We start from the raw sequence: 19,506 nt of genomic DNA, 5'->3' as shown, positions 1-19,506 counted from the left end.
GATATTACGCGGTTGACCCGGTCCCGAACGGGCTTTCGTAATATTAGTAAGTGTGCTTACCATGGGCGCACCATACCTCGATGGGACACCGCAAGTGAAGTCCGCGGCACAGCGGCAATCTGGAAACCAGTTCACAACGTTAGGAATGCACATCATGGCAGGAAATCTCATTGCCCGTTCAGTTCACGACCTGACGGCAGCAGCATGGTTTGGCGGCTCCCTGATGGGCGCCATCGGGCTCAACGGCGCAGCGGCCCAGGCCAAGGACCCTTCGGAGCGCACCCGGCTTTCCAGTGCAGGCTGGATGAAGTGGGCTCCGTTCCAGACTGCAGCCTTTGCCTCCCACTTGGTGGCCGATCTCGCCATTGCGTGGGAGAACAAGGGCCGCATCGCCAAGCAGGAAGGCGTGGCCCGCGACACCGTCATCAAGACCGCCGTTACCGTGGTGGGCGCTGCCGTGACCCTGTACTCGGGCATCGTGGGCAAGAAGGTGGAGAAGCTCGCCGGTGAAGGCGCCGAAGGCGCAACGGAGCCGCACGGTGCGGCCTCGGACGAGCTGAAGGCGGCCCAGCAGCAGCTCAAGCTCCTGCAGTGGGCCATCCCCGGCTTCGCAGCCCTGGTGATCATCCTCGGCGCCAAGCACGGCGAGATGCAGCGTCCCAAGAACGTCTTTGCGGGTCTGCGCGGGGAGTAGCAGCCAGCCGGTACAGAGCGGACGACGGCGGCCCGGCACGTAAGTGCCGGGCCGCCGCTTTGTCTGCTGCTGGGGTCGCTGCTACACCGGTTGGGTATTGGGCGGCGGCAGGTCCGGGTTCATGTCCTTCAGGTTGGGGTCTTCCGCCGTCCACACCTGGATGATCGCCCAGGCCACGGCCGCCAGCGGGACGGACAGGACCGCACCCACGATCCCGGCCAGGATGGTGCCGGCAGTCAAGGCCATGAGGATCACCAGGGCGTGAAGCTGGAGGGACTTGCCCATGACGATCGGCTGCAGGAGGTCGCCCTCCAGCTGGTTCACCGCCACGACGACGGCCACCACGATGAGGGCCACCACCGGGCCGTTCGCCACGAGCGCCACCAGGGCGGCAAGGATGCCGGCGATGGTTGCGCCCACGAGCGGGATGAAGGCGGTAATGAAGACGATGATGGCCAGTGGAATGGCCAGCGGCACCTGCATGATCAGCAGGGCCGCCCCGATGGCCACGGTATCCACCAGGGCAACGATTGCGGTGCCCCGGACATAGCCGCCCAGGACCTCAAGGGTGCGGCGGCCCGAGCGGCGCAGCTTGGCTTCACGCTGGCCTGAAAAGGGGCGGAGGAAGAAGTCCCAGATTTTGGCGCCGTCCTTGAGGAAGAAGAACAGGATGACCACCATGAGGCTGGCCCCGGCAATGAACTCGGTCACCACAGACAGTCCGGTGACCGCGCCGGAGCGAACCTGGCTGCTGGTGGCGAACTGCACCACCGACTCCCGTGCCTGGTTGAGCTGCTCCTGTTCAATGGGGATTGGCCCCGTCAGCAGGAACTGCTCCAGCTCGTCCAGGCCGGAGGAAGCCTGTGCCGCCAGTTCGCCCCACTGGTTCCGCACTGAGAAGTAGATGACGGTGGACACGCCGGCCAGGATCACCAGCAGCGCCACGAATGCCATGCCGGTGGCCAGGCCCCCCGGTATCCCTCGCCGGCGGAGCATGTTCACGAACGGGCCGATTGCTGCGGCCAGGATCAGGGCAATCAGGGCCGGGATCACCAGGAGCTTGATCTGCATCAGCGCGAAGACGGATACGGTGGCGACAGCCAGGATCAGCAGGATCTGGGCCGCACGGGTGCCCACCTTGCCCAGGCCGTCGGACCACAGTGCGCCCGGCGGCCGGGACCCCTGCGGTTTGCTGATCGGGCCGAGGCGCTGCCCCTGGCGGGGTGCGCCGCCTTGCTGCCCCGCTTGAGCGGGTGCACCGTCAGCCGGCCTCGCGCCGGCCTCCACATCGGCGGCCCGCGCCGCCCGGGGGGACTCGTTGCCCAGTTCCTGCTCATTGAGGCGTGTTAATCGCGCCATGGGAACTCCTCATCGTCCGGAGGGTGCCCTGCGCCGCGGAGTGCAGTGCAGGGCAGAACATCCTTCGTCAGATGGTAAGCCTACTGATGGTTTGGGTCGGGTAGAAACCCCGGGCCAAACAAACCGCCGTCATGGCCGGCCGGCGGGACTACTCCGCCAGCCACTCCGCGCAGGAGTTCAGGTTCCGGTTCACCGTGGCCACGGCAGCGTCTTCGTCCCGCCGTTCGACCGCATCCAGGAGCGTCTCGTGGCCGTCCCGCGGAAGACCGTTGAAGCCGGGCCGGCGCTGCTGTTTGAGGAGATCCTGGTGGAACACTGTTCCGAAGCTGGCGTAGAGCTCGTGCAGCAGCGGGTTGCCGGACGCCCTCGCGATGCCCTCGTGGAAGTGCCAGTCGGCGTCCGCCCAGGCCTCAAAGTCACCGTTGTTCCAGGCCTGGTCCCGGCTGGTGAGGAGGGCACGCAGGGCGGTGACGTCCTGATCCGTTGCATTCCGTGCCGCCAGCCGGGCAGCCTGCGTATCCAGGCCCAGCCGCACCTCCAGGATGTGCTGCTCGGTGTGGTCCCGGTACATCCGCTGCGCGGCACCGGACATCTCGCTGGTGGCGCGCACGTAGGTGCCGTCCCCGCGCCGGACCTCCAGCATGCCGCCGTGGGCGAGGGCCTTGACTGCTTCGCGGAGGGTTCCGCGGGAGACGCCAAGCCGGGCCATGAGCTCGGGCTCCGAAGGGATGCGCTCGTTTAGGGCCCACTCGCCGGTGTGGACCATGTCCCGCAGCTTGGCCGTGATTTCGGCGGCGAGTGGCGGGCGGACTGACGGGCTCAGGGACACGGGCTACTTCCTTCCGTCCCCAGTGCCGGCCGGAACAGCGCCCTGGGCAGTGCCTGCGGTCTTGCCGGACATTGCGCGGCCGGTAATCAGGTGGGACACCACGATCTGGACCAGGGCCAGCGCCAGCAGCAGGGCCAGCGGCAGGATCCAGCCGCCGGTGGCGCTGTGCAGCAGTCCCATGCCGAACGGACCCGCCGTGGCCAGCAGGTACCCCGAGGACTGGGCCAGCGTGGACAGCGCAGTGGTTTCGGAGGTGCTGGTGCCGCTGCGGCTGATCATGACCATCACCAGCGGGAAGATGCCCAAACCAAAGCCCAGCAGGACGGCGGGGATGGCCGCCAGGCCCACGGGCAGGAACAGGAGCGCCAGGATGCCCACGGCCATGGTGATGCTCACCAGGTAGAACGCCGGACGCAGCATCCCGGGGCGGGAGCCGATGGCGATCAGCACCATGCCGGCCGGCACGGAGACCAGCTGCATGAGCCCGAACATCAGCCCGCTGTCCGAGGCGCTCATCCCCATGGTGGTGAGCATGTACGGGAACCAGCTCAGCAGGGCATAGGCGAGAAGGGCCTGCAGCGTGAAGATCGCGGTGAGGAGCTGGCCTTTGCGGGTCCGCAGCAGCGGCCAGGGGGAGACGTGGCCGGCGGTGCTTCGGACGGTATTCCGGTGGGCGTGCAACGCCACGGGCAGGAAACCCAGGAAGGCCGCCACCGCGGCGATGCCCACGGCGCCCACCGCGGCCGAAGGAGACCCCAGGGCGTGGGCCAGCGGCACCACCGCGACGGAGGTGAGCGTGCCGCCGGTGGTCATGGTCACCGTGTAGACGGCGGTCATGAGCGAGGTGCGCGAGGCGAAGTGTTCGCGGATGAAGGACGGCATGGCCACGTTGCAGATTGCCAGGCCGGACATGCCCACCACGCTGCCGGCCACGAGCATGCCGGTGGCGGGGATGCCGCGCAGCAGCAGGCCGCCGGCCAGCAGGGCCAGGGACAGCAGGATCGCCTTCTCCACCCCCACCCTGCCGGTGAGCCAGGAAGTGGCGGCGCCCGCCACCGCGAAGCAGAGCGTGGGGATGGACGGAATGATGGCCGCTACCAGCGCCCCGTAACCCAGCACCGCCTGGAGATCGTGCAGCAGGGCGGACGCCCCGGTGATGCCCGCCCGAAGATTGAGCCCAATCAGCACCAGGCCGATCACGCCGAACACGACGGCGGAGCGCGGCTTGGCAGGCATCGTCCCGGTTGCGGGAGCGCTTGGGCCGGCCGCGGCTGCCTGGGTGGCTAAAGGTGGCGAAGAGGGGGGAGTGGCGGGCATACTGTCCAGCCTAAAGGTTAGACGTTTGATGTTTGTCCTTTTGTGGTCAACCTCTCCCGGTCCGGGGCCGCTGCAATAGACTTCGAACGGACTGTCGGAGGGCCTGGCACAGACCAGGTGGTGCGGAAGGACGGCTGTGGAAGCTTCCCGGGGACTGGAAATCGAGAAGAAGTACGACGTCGACGCCGGCGCCGCAGTGCCCGCGCTTGAGCAGGCGGCCGGGGTGGCCCGGACAGGCGCGCCGCATACCGACCTCCTGGAGGCGGTGTACTTCGACACGCCAAAGCATGCCCTCGCCGCCCGGCGCATCACGCTGCGCCGCCGCACCGGCGGGAAGGACGCCGGCTGGCACCTGAAGCTGCCGGCACAAGCTGCCGCGGCCGGGGAAGGGCCGCAGCACCGCACGGAACTGCACGCACCCCTGGGCCGGCCCGACGTCGTCCCGGACGCCCTGCTCACCCACCTGCACGCCTACCTTCGGGGTGCCGCCCCGGTGCCGGTGGTCCGCCTGGAAACCCGGCGCACCACCTACCCCCTGTACGGCGACGACGGCGTGCACCTCGCCGACCTCGCGGATGACCAGGTGACCGCCGAACGGCTCCAGGACCGGGACAAGGCGGCGGCCACCCGGCAGCAGTGGCGCGAGTGGGAACTGGAACTGGTCCACGGTGATCCCGGCCTCTTTGGGCCCGTGGAGGAACTGCTCGCCGCTGCCGGTGCCCGCCCGGCCGGCCACGCCTCCAAACTGGCCCGGGCACTGGGCGATGACAAAAAAGCCGGCAAGGCGGCCGCGAAGCGCGCCTCCGCCGGTGAAGAAGCCGGAGGTGGGGAAGCTCGAAGTGGGGAAACCGGCGGCACCGCCACGGCCGAAAGCAGCCCGGCCCTGCTGGCCGGAAAGCGTGCGCCGGCAGCCGCCGTCGTCACCGTCTACGTGGGCGCGCAGATTGACCAGATCCTTGCCAGCGATGCCGCCGTCCGGGGCGAGGAACCCGAGGCAGTCCACGCCATGCGCTCGGCAGCGCGCCGGATCCGTTCGGTGCTGGGTGCTTACGGCAGGCTCTACCGGGCATCGCCGGTCCGCAAGCTGCGGAACGAGCTGAAGTGGCTGGGCCAGCTGCTGGGGCAGCCGCGTGACGCCGAGGTCCTGAGGGAGCAGCTCCGCGGACAGCTGGCCGGCCTGCCGCCCGGGGAAGGCATTGCGGAGGCAACGACACGGCTGGAGGAGCGCACAAGCACCGATTACGATGCCGCATACCGGCTCCTGCAGGAAGCCCTGGGCACTGACCGCTACTTCCGGCTTCTGGACAAGCTCGAGGACTTCCGCGACAGCCCGCCAGTGCGTGCCGAAGCGGTACGGCCCGGGCGGCGGGCCGCGGCGAAGGCGGTGGACAAAGCGGCCAAACGGCTGCGGCGCTCGCGCAAGGCGGTAAAGCGCGCACGGCGCGGCAGGGAACAGGAGCTGGCCCTCCACCGCGTCCGCAAGGACGCCAAGCGGCTGCGCCATGTGGCTGAATCGGCCGTGCTGGTGCACGGCAAGCGGGCAGGCAAGGTGGCAAAGGCCGCCCGCAGGCAACAAAAGATCCTGGGCCGGTTCCAGGACGCCGCCGTGGCCCGAGACCTGCTGGCCGGCATCGCCGCCGATGACACCGGGGCAACCACCGCAGGCATCTATGCCCAGCTGCTCAACCAGCAGGAAGAACGAATGCTGGCGGCCCAGGCCGACTTCCGGAAAGCGTGGAAGAAATCGCGGGACCTGTTGGGCCACGGCGTCATCTGACCTGCCTGCTTCCTGGCTACTTGCCTTGGCGTGCCGACAACCGGGCCACCGCCAGGGCGAGCCACAGCTGCACCCGGTCGGCGGTGACGGCGGGGTCGTACCCGGTGAGTTCGGTGATCTGGGCCAGCCGGTACCGGACCGTGTTGCGGTGCAGCGTGAGTTCCTCCGCCACCGCGGCCACCGAGCCGTTGTTGTTCAGGTAGCTCTCCAGCGTGGCCATCAACTCCGAACCGTGCGCGGCATCAAAGGACCGCAGCGGGTTCAGGGACTCGTGCGCCATGTCCGCCAGCGGCACATCCTCGCTGGCCAGCAGCAGCGAGGTCAGGCTGAGCCGCTCAGGTTCGTTGACCGGCAGGCCGTGGCTCGCGGCGTCCCGGGCCTCGAAGTAGCTCCAGCGCAGGCCGTTCGGCTTGGTATAGGCCCCGCCGATGCCGATCGTGGCGTGGATCCCGGCCTCGGCGAGGTGGTCGCTGAGCTTCCGTGCCAGCGCCGGTGCCGTCCCGCCGTCGTCATTGACCACCAGCACCAGGTCCTTGCCCACCACGGCGGCAACCGCCTTCTCCAGTTCCAGCGGCACGGAGGTGCTGCCCAGGGCCTTGCCGTGGGCGGCCGACACGGCCAGCAGCACCACATTCTTGCGGGTGCTGTTTACGCCCACGCCGGCCAGGCGGCGTTGGGCCTCGCTGGTCTCGAGCGCCCCGTGGATCACGTCCTCCAGCACCTGGCCGCAGAGGGCGCGCTGGGCCTGCCGCTGCTTGACCATGTTGTTCAACTCCACGCTGATCAGGTTCTGCGCGTAGCCGATGATGCCCGTGTCCTCGAACGGCTGGCGCACCCACAGCGTGCAGGCATCACGGCGGCCGGTGGGGACGGGATAGCTGGACCAGGTGTCCGCTGACGGGCTGGCGGTGCTGCTGTTGTACAGCTGCGCCGTGAACTGCGTGAGGGCAACATCCGTGCGGAGCATGCCGCCCAGGTTCTTCAACAGTTCGGCCACGCCGCCGCCGGTCAGCAGTGCCCGCGCCAGGACCTGATGGCCGGCGATCAGCCGTTCCAGCTTGGCGTAGTGGTCCGCGGACTGCGCGTCGGCCACAAGCTTGGTGATGGCGATGAAAGGGGTCTCGTACGGCACTTCCACCACGGGCAGGCCCCACCGGTTGGCCTCCGCGAGCAGGGCCGGCGGCACCGCTTCATGCGAGAGGCCCACGCCGAATCCGATGCCCACCGCGCCGGCCCGCTGCACCTGGCGGACAAAGCGGCGCTGCTCGGGGGCGGAGCGCAGGCGCAGGCCGGTGGTGAGGACCAGCTCCCCGCCGTTGAGGAACCGCTGCGGATCCTCCAGTTCGGTGACAGCGACCCAGTTGATGTCCTGGTTCCAGGTAGTCTCCGCCACGCCCGCTTTTGACAGCTTCAGGGACGATACGCCCACCAGGGCAGCAAGGGAAATGGCCATGAAGCAAGGATAAACGTGAGCTGGGCAACCGCACTAAACCTCTTTGGCAAGGGTGTGCAGGTGGCTATTCACCCGACTTGGGCGCTGGCATAGGCTCAAGGCAGTTCCATCCATCCGTCCTGGTCTCCGCCCGGCCGCCGATGGCCCTTACGAAAGAGGTTGCACACCGTGGTCCAAACCTTGCAGAACTTCATCAACGGGAAGTTCGTCACCCCCGCCGGCACCACCCTGCTGGACGTGGTCAACCCCACCAACGGCGAAGTGGTGGCGCACGCCCCCGTCTCCGTGCAGGCGGACGTCGATGCCGCCATGGCGGCTGCCAAGGACGCCTTCAGGACCTGGAAGCATGTCACCCCGGGCCAGCGACAGCTGATGCTGCTCAAGCTCGCCGACGCCATCGAGGCCAACAGCGACGAACTCGTCGAAGCCCAACACCGCAACACCGGCCAGGTCCGCTCGCTGATCGCCTCCGAGGAAGTTGCCGCCGGTGCCGACCAGCTGCGCTTCTTCGCCGGCGCCGCCCGCATCCTTGAAGGCAAGTCCGCGGGTGAATACTTCGAGGGCCACACCTCCTACGTCCGCCGCGAACCCATCGGCGTCGTGGCCCAGGTAGCCCCCTGGAACTACCCGTTCCTGATGGCCATCTGGAAGATTGGTCCCGCGCTCGCGGCCGGCAACACGGTGGTCCTGAAGCCGTCCGACACCACCCCCGAATCCACCCTGGTCCTGGCCCGCCTGGCGGGCGACATCTTCCCTGCCGGCGTCCTGAACGTGGTGCTCGGCACCGGCGAAACCGGCGCCATGATGGTGGAGCACAAGGTCCCCGGCCTGGTGTCCATCACCGGTTCGGTCCGCGCCGGCATCGCTGTTGCCTCCGGTGCCGCCAAGAGCCTCAAGCGCGCGCACCTGGAACTGGGCGGCAAGGCTCCGGCCATCGTGTTCAAGGACGCCGACATCAAGAAGAGCGCCGCGGCCATCGCCGAGTTCGCCTTCTTCAACGCCGGCCAGGACTGCACCGCCATCACCCGCGTGCTGGTGGACGAATCCGTGCACGACGACGTCGTGGCCGCCATGGTGGAGCACACCAGGACCCTGCACACCGGCTCCCAGAACGACGAAGACAACTACTTCGGACCGCTGAACAACGTGAACCACTTCAATGCCGTCACCTCCGTGGTGGAGAACCTGCCGGCCAACTGCCGGATCGAGACCGGCGGCCACCGGGCGGGGGAGAAGGGCTACTTCTTCGAACCCACCATCATCACCGGAGCCAAGCAGACCGACGACGTGGTGCAGAAGGAGACCTTCGGACCGGTCATCACGGTGCAGAAGTTCAGCAGCGAAGAAGAAGCGGTGGCCATGGCCAACGACGTGGACTACGCCCTGGCATCGAGCGTCTGGACCAGCAACCACGGCACCGCCATGCGGCTGAGCCGCGACCTGGACTTCGGCGCCGTCTGGATCAACACCCACATCCTGCTCACCGCCGAAATGCCGCACGGCGGCTTCAAGCAGTCCGGCTACGGCAAGGACCTCTCCATGTACGGCGTGGAGGACTACACGCGCATCAAGCACGTGATGAGTGCCCTTGATGCATAACCCAGCCGCCTGATTTTCCCCACGGGCGCCCCTTTTAGCAAAGAAAGAAACACCATGACCACCACCGCATCAGACATCACCTACCGCCTGGAGCAGAAGCGCAACGTCCAGGCCGACTTCCCGGGCCCCAAGTCCGTGGCACTGACCGAACGCCGCAAGTCCGTGGTGGCTGCCGGCGTCGCCTCCAGCGTCCCGGTCTACGTTGCAGACGCCGACGGCGGGATCATCCACGACGTCGACGGCAACTCCTTCATCGACCTCGGCTCCGGCATTGCCGTGACCAGCGTGGGAGCGTCCGATCCCGCCGTCGTCGGTGCCGTCAAGGAAGCCGTGGAGCACTTCACCCACACCTGCTTCATGGTCACCCCCTACGAAGGCTACGTGGCGGTCGCCGAGCAGCTGAACCGCCTCACCCCGGGCGACCACGAGAAGCGCACCGTCCTCTTCAACTCGGGCGCCGAAGCCGTGGAAAACGCCGTCAAGGTAGCCCGCCTGGCAACCGGCCGGGACGCCGTCGTCGCCTTCGACCACGCCTACCACGGCCGTACCAACCTGACCATGGCGCTGACCGCCAAGGCCATGCCGTACAAGACCAACTTCGGGCCGTTCGCGCCCGAGGTGTACCGGATGCCCATGAGCTACCCGTACCGCGAGGAAAACCCCGCCATCACCGGTGCCGAGGCCGCCAAGCGCGCCATCACCATGATCGAGAAGCAGATCGGCGGCGACCAGGTGGCCGCGATCATCATCGAGCCCATCCAGGGTGAGGGCGGCTTCATCGTCCCGGCCGAAGGCTTCCTCCCCGCGCTGGCCGCCTGGGCCAAGGACAAGGGCATCGTCTTCATCGCGGACGAGGTCCAGTCCGGCTTCTGCCGCACCGGTGAATGGTTCGCCGTGAACCACGAGGGCGTTGTCCCGGACATCCTGACGATGGCCAAGGGCATCGCCGGCGGCATGCCGCTGTCCGCCATCACCGGCCGCGCGGACCTGCTGGACGCCGTGCACCCGGGCGGACTCGGCGGCACCTACGGCGGAAACCCGGTGGCCTGCGCCGCAGCCCTCGCCTCCATCGGATCCATGGAGGAGTACAACCTGAACGGCCGCGCCCGCCACATCGAGGAACTCGCCCTCGGGCGGCTCCGCGACCTGCAGACCGAACTCGCCGCTGCCGGCACCGCCGTGATCGGTGACGTCCGCGGCCGCGGCGCCATGCTCGCCGTCGAACTTGTCCAGGCCGGCTCCAAGGAGCCCAACCCGGAACTGACCAAAGCTGTTGCCGCCGCCTGCCTCAAGGAAGGCGTCATCATCCTCACCTGCGGCACCTACGGCAACGTCATCCGCCTGCTGCCGCCGCTGGTCATTACCGACGAGCTGCTGAACGACGGCCTGGATGTCCTGGCCGCCGCCATCAAGGCCAACGCTTAACCGGAACGACTCCCTCCGGCAACGCACAGAAGGCGGGCTCCCGATGGGGAGCCCGCCTTCTGTGTCAGTACGGTGGGTGCGGCGTGCGCCCGGTGTTGCTTCAGGCGGCCCAGCTGAGCGCTGCCCTGCGGGCCACCGAGTTCCTGCGCGCCGTCCTGAGCATGTCAAGGGTCAGCATGAGCAGCGCGAGCCACACCACGCCGAACCCGATCCAGCGCTCCACGGTCATGGCTTCCCGGAACACCAGCAGGGCCACCAGGAACTGCAGCACGGGCGCAAAATACTGGAGCAGCCCGATGGTGGTCATGGGCAGCCGCCGCGCGGAAGCGCCGAAGAAGAGCAGCGGGACGGCGGTGATCACGCCGGAGGCCAGCAGCAGCCAGAAGTGCCCGGCGCCCTGTGAGGTCAGTGTGGCGCTGCCGTTCGCGGCCAGGACCACCATGGCCACGGCGGCCAGCGGGGCCAGCACCATGGTCTCCACGCTGAGGCTGGTGATGGCGTCCACCCGCGATCCCACCCGGTTCTTCACGAAGCCGTACAGGCCGAAGCTGAAGGCCAGGGTCAGGGCGATCCACGGCAGCTTGCCGTAGGAGTAGGTGAGGACGCCTACGGCCACGAAGCCGACGCCCACGGCGGTCCACTGGAGCGGCCGCAGCTTCTCCTTCAGGACCAGCACGCCGAGGAGCACCGAGACGAGCGGGTTGATGAAGTAGCCAAGGGACGTTTCCACCGCCTGTCCGGTGGTCACGCCGTAGGTGTAGGTCAGCCAGTTGATGGCGATCAGGAAAGCGGCCAGCGCCAGGGAGCCAAACACCCTCCGGTCCTTCAGCGCGGTCACCAGCGCGCCCCAGGCCCTGGTGACCGTGATCAGGAGGGCGCAGAACAGGAGCGACCACACCACGCGGTTGGCCACGATTTCGACGGCGCCGGCTGGCATCAGGATGAAGAAGTACAGCGGGAGCAGCCCCCACAAGACGTACGCGCCGATGCCGAACAGCATTCCCGCCGTCGTGTCCTTGGCCAGGGGCTTGGGGCCCGTGGGCGCCGCTGTTCCTTTTCCGGACGGGGCGGGGGAGGAAGTGGCTGTGGGGGTTCTGTCTGGCGAGGGCACGCTGTCCATAACAGCATCCCCCTGGCAGGTATTCCAGCAGGCGGGCGGGGAAATCCGGAAAATAGTCAGTAGGCTTGCTTTCATGAAATGCGCCCGTACCCCGCAGCCGGCCCCATGAGGCTCCGGCACAGCAACGCCTCGGGCCGCGGCTACCGCAGGGTGCCGGCCGGCAAAGGCTTCAGTTACCGCGACCTGGACGGCTCCACCCTGCCGCCCGGTCCCATCCGCGACCGGCTGGAGAACATCGGCATCCCGCCGGCATGGACCGACGTGTGGATTGCCCCGTTTGAAAACGGCCACATCCAGGCAACGGGCGTGGATGCGGTGGGCCGGCGCCAGTACATCTACCATCCCGAGTGGCGTGAGCGTAAGGACCGGGTGAAGTTCGACCGGTCCCTCCAGCTGGCCGAATCGCTGCCTGCCGCCCGCCGCCGGGTCACCATGGACCTGCGCAGCGAGGGCTTCACAAGGGAACGGGTCCTGGCGGGGGCGTTCCGGATGCTGGACAGCGGATCCCTGCGGGTCGGGTCTGAACGGTACACCAACGAGAACGGCAGCCGGGGACTGGCCACGCTGCTGTGCGCCCACGTCCAGGTGCGCAAGGACCGGATCCTGCTGCGCTTCCCGGCCAAGAGCGGCAAGGACTGGGAATCGGAAATCCGCGACCCCGACCTCGCCGTCCTGCTGCGACTGCTCAAGCGCCGCGGGCCCAATGCCCGGCTCCTGGCCTACAAGGAGGGCAGGACCTGGCGTCCGGTGACCAGCGCGGACATCAACGCCTACGTGAAGGAACGGACGGGCTCGGACTTCACCGCCAAGGACTTCCGCACCCTTCGCGGCACGGTGGCGGCGGCGGCAAGCCTGGCCAGCACCGGCCCCCAGCGTACGGCGGCCAAACGGAAGCGGGCCATCAGCCGGGCCATGCACGACGCCGCGGAGACGCTGGGAAACACGCCCTCCATCGCCCGCAAGAGCTACGTGGACCCCCGCGTCCTGGACAACTATCACGCGGGCGAAACCATCGACCCCAAGCGCTTGGACTCGGCTGAGTCCGAGCTGCGGGCGCTCCTGTACCGCGAGGGCAAGGTGGTGGCCCTGGCCGCCAACTAGAATGGGGGACTGTGCGCTGCATGATGCGGTGCAGTCTCATGAAACGTGAGCAGGACCAGTTCAGAAGGGCTCTCGGTGTCCAATCAGAGCGAAACCGCCGCCAACCGTCCCCTCCGCGTCGCCATCGTCGGCGCTGGACCGGCAGGAGTCTATGCTGCGGACATCCTCACCAAGTCCAGCGGGGTGAAGGACGGCGACTTCCAGGTCAGCATTGACCTTTTCGAGGCCTACCCGGCGCCCTACGGCCTGATCCGTTACGGTGTGGCCCCGGACCACCCCCGGATCAAAGGCATCGTGAACGCCCTCCACAAGGTCCTGGACCGCGGCGACATCCGGTTCCTTGGCAATGTGACCTACGGCCGGGACCTCACGCTGCACGATTTCCGGGCCTTCTACGACGCCGTGATCTTCTCCACCGGTGCGGTGAAGGACGCGGACCTGGAGATTCCCGGGATCAACCTGCAGGGCTCGTTCGGCGGCGCCGACTTTGTGTCCTGGTACGACGGCCACCCGGATGTTCCCCGCGAATGGCCGCTGGAGGCCAGGGAAATCGCCGTCATCGGCAACGGCAACGTGGCCCTGGACGTGGCGCGCATGCTGGTCAAGCACCCTGAGGAACTGCTGACCACCGAGATTCCGGACAACGTCTACCAGGGCCTGAAGTCTTCGCCCGTGACGGACGTGCACGTCTTCGGCCGCCGCGGCCCGGCCCAGGTGAAGTTCACCCCGCTGGAACTGCGCGAACTCAGCCACATGAACGATGTGGACATTGTCCTGTACCCGGAGGACTTCGAGTTCGACGAGGCATCGGACGAGGCGATCCGCAGCAACAACCAGGTCAAGACCATGGTGAACACGCTCACCAACTGGCTGGTGGAGGAGCATGCGGAGTCGGAGAACCCCTCCTCCCGCAGGCTGCACCTGCACTTCCTGCACAGCCCCGTTGAAGTGCTCGACGACGGTACGGGCAAGGTGGGCGGCATCAAGTTTGAGCGCATGCAGCTGGACGGGACCGGCAACGCCAAGGGGACGGGGGAGTACGTGGAGTACCCCGTCCAGGCGGTCTACCGGGCCGTCGGCTACCACGGCTCGGCCCTGGACGAACTGGAGTACGACGCCAAGCGCGGCGTCATTCCCAACGAAGGCGGCCGCGTCCTGGATGCCGGGGGCAACCCCGTCCCGGGCATCTACACCACGGGCTGGATCAAGCGCGGACCGGTGGGACTGATCGGGCACACCAAAGGCGATGCGCTGGAGACCATCGGCTTCCTGCTGGAGGACCGGCCGAACCTGCCGGCGGCACAAAACCCGGATCCCCAGGCCATCATCGACCTGCTTGAGGAACGCGGCATCGAATACACCACCTGGGAGGGGTGGAACAGGCTCGACGCCCACGAGGCAGGACTGGGCGCCGCCTGGACCGGACCTGAGGGTCTGGACCACGTGGTGCGTGAACGGATCAAGGTGGTCCCGCGGGAGGACATGATCCGCATCTCCCGCGGCTGACCCTTTACTTACCCCGGCAGCAGGTCATGTCCTACGGAGGGCCATGAGCAGGAATGTCATTCAAACTACCTTTGACGGCTTCATGGATAGTGCCGGATTCTCGAAGACCAGCGGATCCTGGTACCGCATCACCGATGAGGTGATCACCGTGGTCGAACTGCAAAAGTCGCAGTACGGATTGCAGTACTACGTGAACATTGCCCTGTGGCTGCGGCCTCTTGGCGAAGCCAGGACCCCGAAGGAGCACGTGTGCCACGTCCGGACCCGCCTCTCACAGCTTGTTGGAGGCGAAGAGGAGCAGCTCGCAGCTCTGCTGGATCTTGACGTCCCGGTGCCTGAAGATCAACGGGCCGAGGATCTCACGTCTTTCCTCACTGTCCACTTGGGGCCAGTGCTGGAGGCGGTAGCGAGCATCAAGAGTTTGCGCGAAGACCCAGGCCAGAAGGTGGTTGCCGCATCCTTGGTCAGAGGTCCAGCGCAAAAGCTGGTAGCCGTTCAGGGTCCGCCGGTTTGATCCGACGCGGATCCGGAAGGGAACAGCCACCGGGGGAGCCGCAGCGGGCGCGGATACCCTGGAGGAGCTTGTTCGGGTACACCCATGACAGGGAGTTCTTACCCGGCTATGCTGGCTTGGGCATCCAGCCATGCACAGCTGAAAATGAGTCCGGCGCGCAGGAGTGCGCGGGCTTGAATTGACCGTGCCGCACGCTTGCACTTCCCGGGAGTTCGATGACGAACCTGCTCCAGCCTGAACCGCGCCAGCGTGCCGCCCTGGCCGGGCACGAGCGCCTGGATCACGCCCTGGGCGGCGCCACTCCCGAGATCCCCGGCCTGCGCAAACTCATCAGGGAATCCTGGCTGCGGTCCGCCAGCTTCAAGGCAAACCCGGACAACACTGCCGCGCCGCTGGCCCTGGACTTCGAGGAGCTGGAGGAGTACCGCCGGCAGCACCCCCTGGCCGCGATTATGCCGGTCATCAACAAGCTCCTGGTCCAGCCCAGCCACGACAGCGGACTCCTGGTGGCCGTGGGGGATGAGGTGGGCAGGCTCCTGTGGGTGGACGGGGACCCCACGCTGCAACGCCGGGCCGAAGGGATGATGTTCGTCCCCGGCGCCGACTGGTCCGAAGCCAGTGTTGGCACCAGCGCCCCGGGCACCGCGCTGGCCCTGGGCAAGGGTATCCAGATCGCCGGCGCCGAGCACTATCAGCGCACCGTCCATCCCTGGAGCTGCACCGCGGTCCCCTTCCATGACCCCGATTCGGGCGCCGTGCTCGGCGTCGTGGACATCACCGGAACGGCCACGGCGGTGGCGCCGCACACCCTGTCCCTGGTGGAGGCAACGGTGGCGGCCGCCCAGGCGCAACTGCGGGTGGAGCGACTGCAGCATGCGGCGGAGCTGGCCAGGAAGCCTGTACGACGACGGTCCCCGGCTGCTGCAGGAAGGCAGGGCCAGGGTGCCAAGGAAGGCAGCCTCTACCGGAACAGCCTGCAGCTGCTGGGCCGCGACCAGGCACTGCTCAGCCTGGATGGCAGGACCGTTTCCCTGTCCGCCCGGCACAGCGAGATCCTTGCCCTGCTCAGCATGCACCCGGACGGGCTCACAGCGGAGGAACTGAGCTCGCTGCTGTATCCGGGGGACGGCTCCACCATGACACTGCGCGCCGAGATGGTCCGCCTGCGCAAAGTCCTCCAGCAGCTCTCCCCGGATGCTGTTCCCGGCTCGCGCCCCTACCGGCTGCCCATCGACCTGGTGCCGGACACGGGCCAGGTGCTCAGTTGCCTGCAGCGCGGTGCACACCGGATTGCCCTGGAGATTTACCGCGGCGGGGTGCTTCCGCGCTCCGAGGCGCCGGGCATCGTGGACTTGAGGAACAGGGTTTCGTCCCTGCTGCGGGAAGCGGTCCTCACCGATGGCAGTGCCGAGTCCCTGCTCAAGTACGCCGCGCTTCCCGAGGCAAGTGACGACGTCGAAATCCGCCGCGCCGCGCTCCGCCTCCTGCCGCCGCGCTCACCCAAGCGGGCCGCCGTCGTGGCCGACCTCGAACGGCTGGAAGCCGAACTGCGCGCCTGAGAAGTTCCACTGTGACATGAGCCACAAGGTTGCAACCTTGCTGCAACCTCCCGGCTCCTACGCTGTCTTCAACGGCGGACGCCCCTGTGGCCCGCCTCCTGCACAGCAAAGGAGCTAAGCACATGACCGTTTACGCACAGCCGGGAACCGACGGGTCGAAGGTCACTTTCAAGGACCGGTACGAAAACTGGATCGGCGGCGAATGGGTGGCCCCCGTGAAGGGGCAGTATTTCGAGAACATCACCCCGGTGACCGGCAAGGCGTTCTGCCAGGTGGCCCGCGGCACGGCGGAAGACATCGAACTGGCGTTGGACGCTGCGCACAAGGCGGCCCCTTCCTGGGGCAAGACCTCCGCCGCAGAGCGCGCCGCGATTCTGAACAAGATCGCCGACCGCATTGACGAGAACCTGGAAATGCTCGCCGTCGCCGAAACCTGGGACAACGGCAAGCCGGTCCGGGAAACCCTCAATGCCGACCTGCCGCTGGCCGCGGACCACTTCCGCTACTTCGCCTCGGCAGTCCGTGCCCAGGAAGGCAGCCTGTCCCAGCTGGACGAGAACACCACCGCCTACCACTTCCACGAACCCCTGGGCGTGGTGGGCCAGATCATCCCCTGGAACTTCCCCATCCTCATGGCCGTCTGGAAGCTTGCGCCCGCGCTCGCCGCCGGAAACACGGTGGTGCTCAAGCCCGCTGAGCAGACGCCAAGCTCCATCCTGGTGCTGGTGGAACTCATCGGGGACCTGCTCCCCGCCGGCGTGCTGAACGTGGTCAACGGCTTCGGCGTGGAGGCCGGCAAGCCGCTGGCGTCCAGCTCCCGGATCCGGAAGATCGCCTTCACCGGTGAGACCACCACCGGCCGGCTCATCAGCCAGTACGCCAGCCAGAACCTCATCCCCGTCACCCTGGAACTGGGCGGCAAGAGCCCCAACATCTTCTTCAACGATGTGGCCCAGGACAACGACGCGTTCTACGACAAGGCCCAGGAGGGGTTCGCGCTGTTCGCCTTCAACCAGGGCGAAGTCTGCACCTGCCCGTCCCGCGCGCTGATCCAGGAGGACATTTACGACTCCTTCATGGCGGACGCCGTGGCCCGCGTGGAAAAAATGGTCCAGGGCAACCCGCTGGACACCGATACCCAGGTGGGTGCACAGGCCTCCAACGACCAGCTGGAGAAGATCCTGTCCTACATCGACATTGGAAAGCAGGAAGGCGCCAAGGTGCTCACCGGCGGCGCCCGCGCGGAACTCCCGGGCGACTTGGCGGGCGGCTTCTACGTCCAGCCCACCGTGTTCGAGGGCCACAACAGGATGCGGATCTTCCAGGAGGAGATCTTCGGGCCTGTGGTGGCGGTGACAAAGTTCAGCGACTACAACGACGCCATGGGCATCGCCAACGACACCCTCTACGGGCTGGGCGCCGGGGTCTGGTCCCGCAACGGCAACGTGGCCTACCGGGCAGGCAGGGAAATCCAGGCCGGCCGTGTCTGGGTCAACAACTACCACGCCTACCCGGCCGGCGCTGCCTTCGGCGGCTACAAGTCATCCGGCATTGGCCGTGAAAACCACGCCATGATGCTGGACCACTACCAGCAGACCAAGAACCTGCTGGTCAGCTACGACGAAAACAAGCTCGGCTTCTTCTAAACCCCGCCGCAGAACCTATCCCAACCCAGCTACAACGAAGCAAGGATCGCCAATGACGACGACAATGCAAGCAGCCGTAGTAACCGAATTCGGCAAGGACCTGCAGGTCCAGACCCTCAACGTCCCCACACCCGGACCCGGACAGGCGCTGGTCAAGGTGCTGACCACCGGCGTTTGCCACACCGACCTCCACGCAGCTGAGGGGGACTGGCCGGTCAAGCCCACCCCGCCGTTCGTTCCCGGCCATGAGGGCGTGGGGGAAGTGGTGGCACTGGGCCAGGGCGTCACCGACCTCCAGGTTGGAGACCTGGTGGGCAACGCCTGGCTCTGGTCCGCCTGTGGTGACTGCCAGTACTGCCGCACCGGCTGGGAGACTCTCTGCGAAGCCCAACAAAACGGCGGCTACAGCGTGGACGGCTCCTTCGGCGAGTACATGCTGGTGGACTCCCGCTTCGCGGCCCGCATACCGGCGGGATCCGACCCCGTCGAGGTGGCGCCGGTACTCTGTGCCGGCGTCACCGTCTACAAGGGCCTGAAAATGACCGAGGCCCGGCCAGGCCAGTGGGTCACCATCTCCGGCATCGGCGGACTGGGGCACATCGCCGTCCAGTACGCCGTCGCGATGGGCCTGCGGGTGGCCGCCGTTGACGTTGCCGATGACAAGTTGGCCCTGGCCAGGGCCCATGGAGCCGAAGTGACCGTCAACGCGCTGCATGAAGACCCAGTGGAGGTCATCCAGCGGGAGACAGGAGGGTGCCATGGAGTGCTGGTTACCGCGGTGCATCCGTCAGCATTCGGGCAGGCCATCGGCATGGTCCGCCGTGGCGGCACCATCGTTTTCAACGGCCTGCCGCCGGGGGACTTTCCGGCGCCGATCTTCGAGATTGTGCTCAAGGGACTGACCGTCCGTGGCTCCATCGTGGGCACCCGGCAGGATATGGAGGAGGCCCTGGACTTCTACGCGCAGGGCAAGATCCACCCCACGGTCTCCGTCCGGGAGCTCTCCGAGGTCAACGCCGTCTTCGATGAGATGAAGCACGCCAAGATCGACGGCCGCGTGGTGCTGAGGTTTTGATGCCCGCCCATGGGATCGATGCCGCCGTGACGCTGCCCGGGGAAGACTTTTCCCGGGTGGCGCTCACGCCGGCGGCCGTGGACCTGCTGCGGCTGCTCTGGGACCGGCACGGACCGCTCATGTTCCACCAGTCCGGGGGCTGCTGCGACGGGTCCTCGCCCATGTGTTACCCGGCCGGGGACTTCGTCACCGGGGATTCGGACGTCCTGCTGGGGCTGTTCGACCTGTCCGACGGGCTGCAGCCCCTGCCGCTGGAGTTCTGGATGTCCCGGGAGCAGTTCAACTACTGGAGCCACACCCACCTGACCATCGACGTTGTACCGGGCCGGGGGAGCGGCTTTTCGGTGGAAGCGCCGGAGGGCAAACGCTTCCTGATCCGGTCCACGCTGATGGACTGGCCCGCCTAGCAAGTTCGACTAATACCCTCTCGGGGCTCTCCAATCGGAGGGCCCCGAGTGCGTTGGCAGAAGAATATTCGGCGTTCTGAGTGTCTCACTATTCGGGACGATTGGGGCCGTCCAGTGAATGGACA

The 19,506-nt window shown here is 67.2% G+C and carries 16 protein-coding genes; 11 read left to right on the top strand and 5 right to left on the bottom strand.

Going from position 1 to position 19,506, the window contains the following annotated elements:
• Positions 1 to 154 precede the first annotated feature (154 nt).
• The gene (locus FBY33_RS19980; RefSeq protein WP_142032222.1) at positions 155 to 694 is read left to right on the top strand and encodes a hypothetical protein; all 540 of its coding nucleotides are present in this window, start codon (positions 155 to 157) and stop codon (positions 692 to 694) included.
• Positions 695 to 775: 81 nt separating this feature from the next.
• On the opposite strand, the gene FBY33_RS19975 is transcribed toward FBY33_RS19980, so the two are convergent.
• From FBY33_RS19975 to FBY33_RS19965, 3 genes are all read right to left on the bottom strand, one after another.
• Positions 776 to 2,053, bottom strand: a complete 1,278-nt coding sequence (locus FBY33_RS19975; RefSeq protein WP_142032220.1) for an AI-2E family transporter — start codon at positions 2,051 to 2,053, stop codon at positions 776 to 778.
• Positions 2,054 to 2,201: 148 nt separating this feature from the next.
• Positions 2,202 to 2,882, bottom strand: coding sequence for a FadR/GntR family transcriptional regulator (locus FBY33_RS19970; RefSeq protein ID WP_142032217.1), 681 nt, complete (start codon positions 2,880 to 2,882; stop codon positions 2,202 to 2,204).
• Positions 2,883 to 2,885: 3 nt separating this feature from the next.
• The gene (locus tag FBY33_RS19965; RefSeq protein WP_142032214.1) at positions 2,886 to 4,199 is read right to left on the bottom strand and encodes an MFS transporter; all 1,314 of its coding nucleotides are present in this window, start codon (positions 4,197 to 4,199) and stop codon (positions 2,886 to 2,888) included.
• Positions 4,200 to 4,335: 136 nt separating this feature from the next.
• Between FBY33_RS19965 and FBY33_RS19960 the strand changes: the two genes are divergently transcribed.
• Positions 4,336 to 5,976 (top strand): CYTH and CHAD domain-containing protein, encoded by a 1,641-nt coding sequence (locus FBY33_RS19960; protein ID WP_142032211.1) that lies wholly within the window; start codon positions 4,336 to 4,338, stop codon positions 5,974 to 5,976.
• Between the two features lie 16 nt (positions 5,977 to 5,992).
• Here the strand turns inward: FBY33_RS19960 and FBY33_RS19955 are convergent, their stop codons facing one another.
• Positions 5,993 to 7,429, bottom strand: coding sequence for a PucR family transcriptional regulator (locus FBY33_RS19955; RefSeq protein ID WP_142032209.1), 1,437 nt, complete (start codon positions 7,427 to 7,429; stop codon positions 5,993 to 5,995).
• Positions 7,430 to 7,597: 168 nt separating this feature from the next.
• Between FBY33_RS19955 and FBY33_RS19950 the strand changes: the two genes are divergently transcribed.
• Positions 7,598 to 9,028 carry an aminobutyraldehyde dehydrogenase gene (locus FBY33_RS19950; RefSeq protein ID WP_142032206.1) on the top strand — a complete coding sequence of 477 codons (1,431 nt, stop codon included), beginning with the start codon at positions 7,598 to 7,600 and terminating at the stop codon, positions 9,026 to 9,028.
• A 54-nt stretch (positions 9,029 to 9,082) separates the two neighbouring features.
• A complete protein-coding gene (gene gabT / locus FBY33_RS19945; protein WP_142032203.1) occupies positions 9,083 to 10,453 on the top strand; it encodes a 4-aminobutyrate--2-oxoglutarate transaminase in 1,371 nt (456 codons plus the stop codon).
• A gap of 100 nt (positions 10,454 to 10,553) precedes the next feature.
• On the opposite strand, the gene rarD is transcribed toward gabT, so the two are convergent.
• Positions 10,554 to 11,573 carry an EamA family transporter RarD gene (gene rarD / locus FBY33_RS19940; protein WP_142032200.1) on the bottom strand — a complete coding sequence of 340 codons (1,020 nt, stop codon included), beginning with the start codon at positions 11,571 to 11,573 and terminating at the stop codon, positions 10,554 to 10,556.
• Positions 11,574 to 11,678: 105 nt separating this feature from the next.
• On the opposite strand from rarD, the gene FBY33_RS19935 reads away from it, so the two are divergent.
• From FBY33_RS19935 to FBY33_RS19905, 7 genes are all read left to right on the top strand, one after another.
• Positions 11,679 to 12,674 (top strand): DNA topoisomerase IB, encoded by a 996-nt coding sequence (locus FBY33_RS19935; RefSeq protein WP_142033067.1) that lies wholly within the window; start codon positions 11,679 to 11,681, stop codon positions 12,672 to 12,674.
• Between the two features lie 75 nt (positions 12,675 to 12,749).
• Entirely contained in the window at positions 12,750 to 14,180 is a 1,431-nt protein-coding gene (locus FBY33_RS19930; RefSeq protein WP_142032197.1) for an FAD-dependent oxidoreductase, read from the top strand.
• A 43-nt stretch (positions 14,181 to 14,223) separates the two neighbouring features.
• Positions 14,224 to 14,694, top strand: coding sequence for a DUF4304 domain-containing protein (locus FBY33_RS19925; protein ID WP_142032194.1), 471 nt, complete (start codon positions 14,224 to 14,226; stop codon positions 14,692 to 14,694).
• 215 nt (positions 14,695 to 14,909) lie between these two features.
• Complete coding sequence (locus FBY33_RS19920) at positions 14,910 to 16,253, top strand: helix-turn-helix domain-containing protein (protein WP_142032191.1); 1,344 nt, start codon at positions 14,910 to 14,912, stop codon at positions 16,251 to 16,253.
• Positions 16,254 to 16,375: 122 nt separating this feature from the next.
• Entirely contained in the window at positions 16,376 to 17,899 is a 1,524-nt protein-coding gene (gene exaC, locus FBY33_RS19915) for an acetaldehyde dehydrogenase ExaC (RefSeq protein ID WP_142032188.1), read from the top strand.
• A 52-nt stretch (positions 17,900 to 17,951) separates the two neighbouring features.
• Positions 17,952 to 18,974: an alcohol dehydrogenase AdhP gene (adhP, locus tag FBY33_RS19910; RefSeq protein WP_200831429.1), complete on the top strand. Its 1,023-nt coding sequence runs from the start codon at positions 17,952 to 17,954 to the stop codon at positions 18,972 to 18,974.
• Positions 18,974 to 19,381, top strand: a complete 408-nt coding sequence (locus tag FBY33_RS19905) for a DUF779 domain-containing protein (RefSeq protein WP_142032186.1) — start codon at positions 18,974 to 18,976, stop codon at positions 19,379 to 19,381. Before adhP ends, FBY33_RS19905 begins: the two co-directional genes overlap by 1 nt.
• Positions 19,382 to 19,506 lie beyond the last annotated feature (125 nt).

The sequence above is a fragment of the Arthrobacter sp. SLBN-112 genome (genome assembly GCF_006715225.1).
In the GTDB taxonomy this organism is placed as follows: Bacteria; Actinomycetota; Actinomycetes; order Actinomycetales; family Micrococcaceae; genus Arthrobacter.
This window is presented reverse-complemented; position numbering and strand designations above follow the sequence as displayed.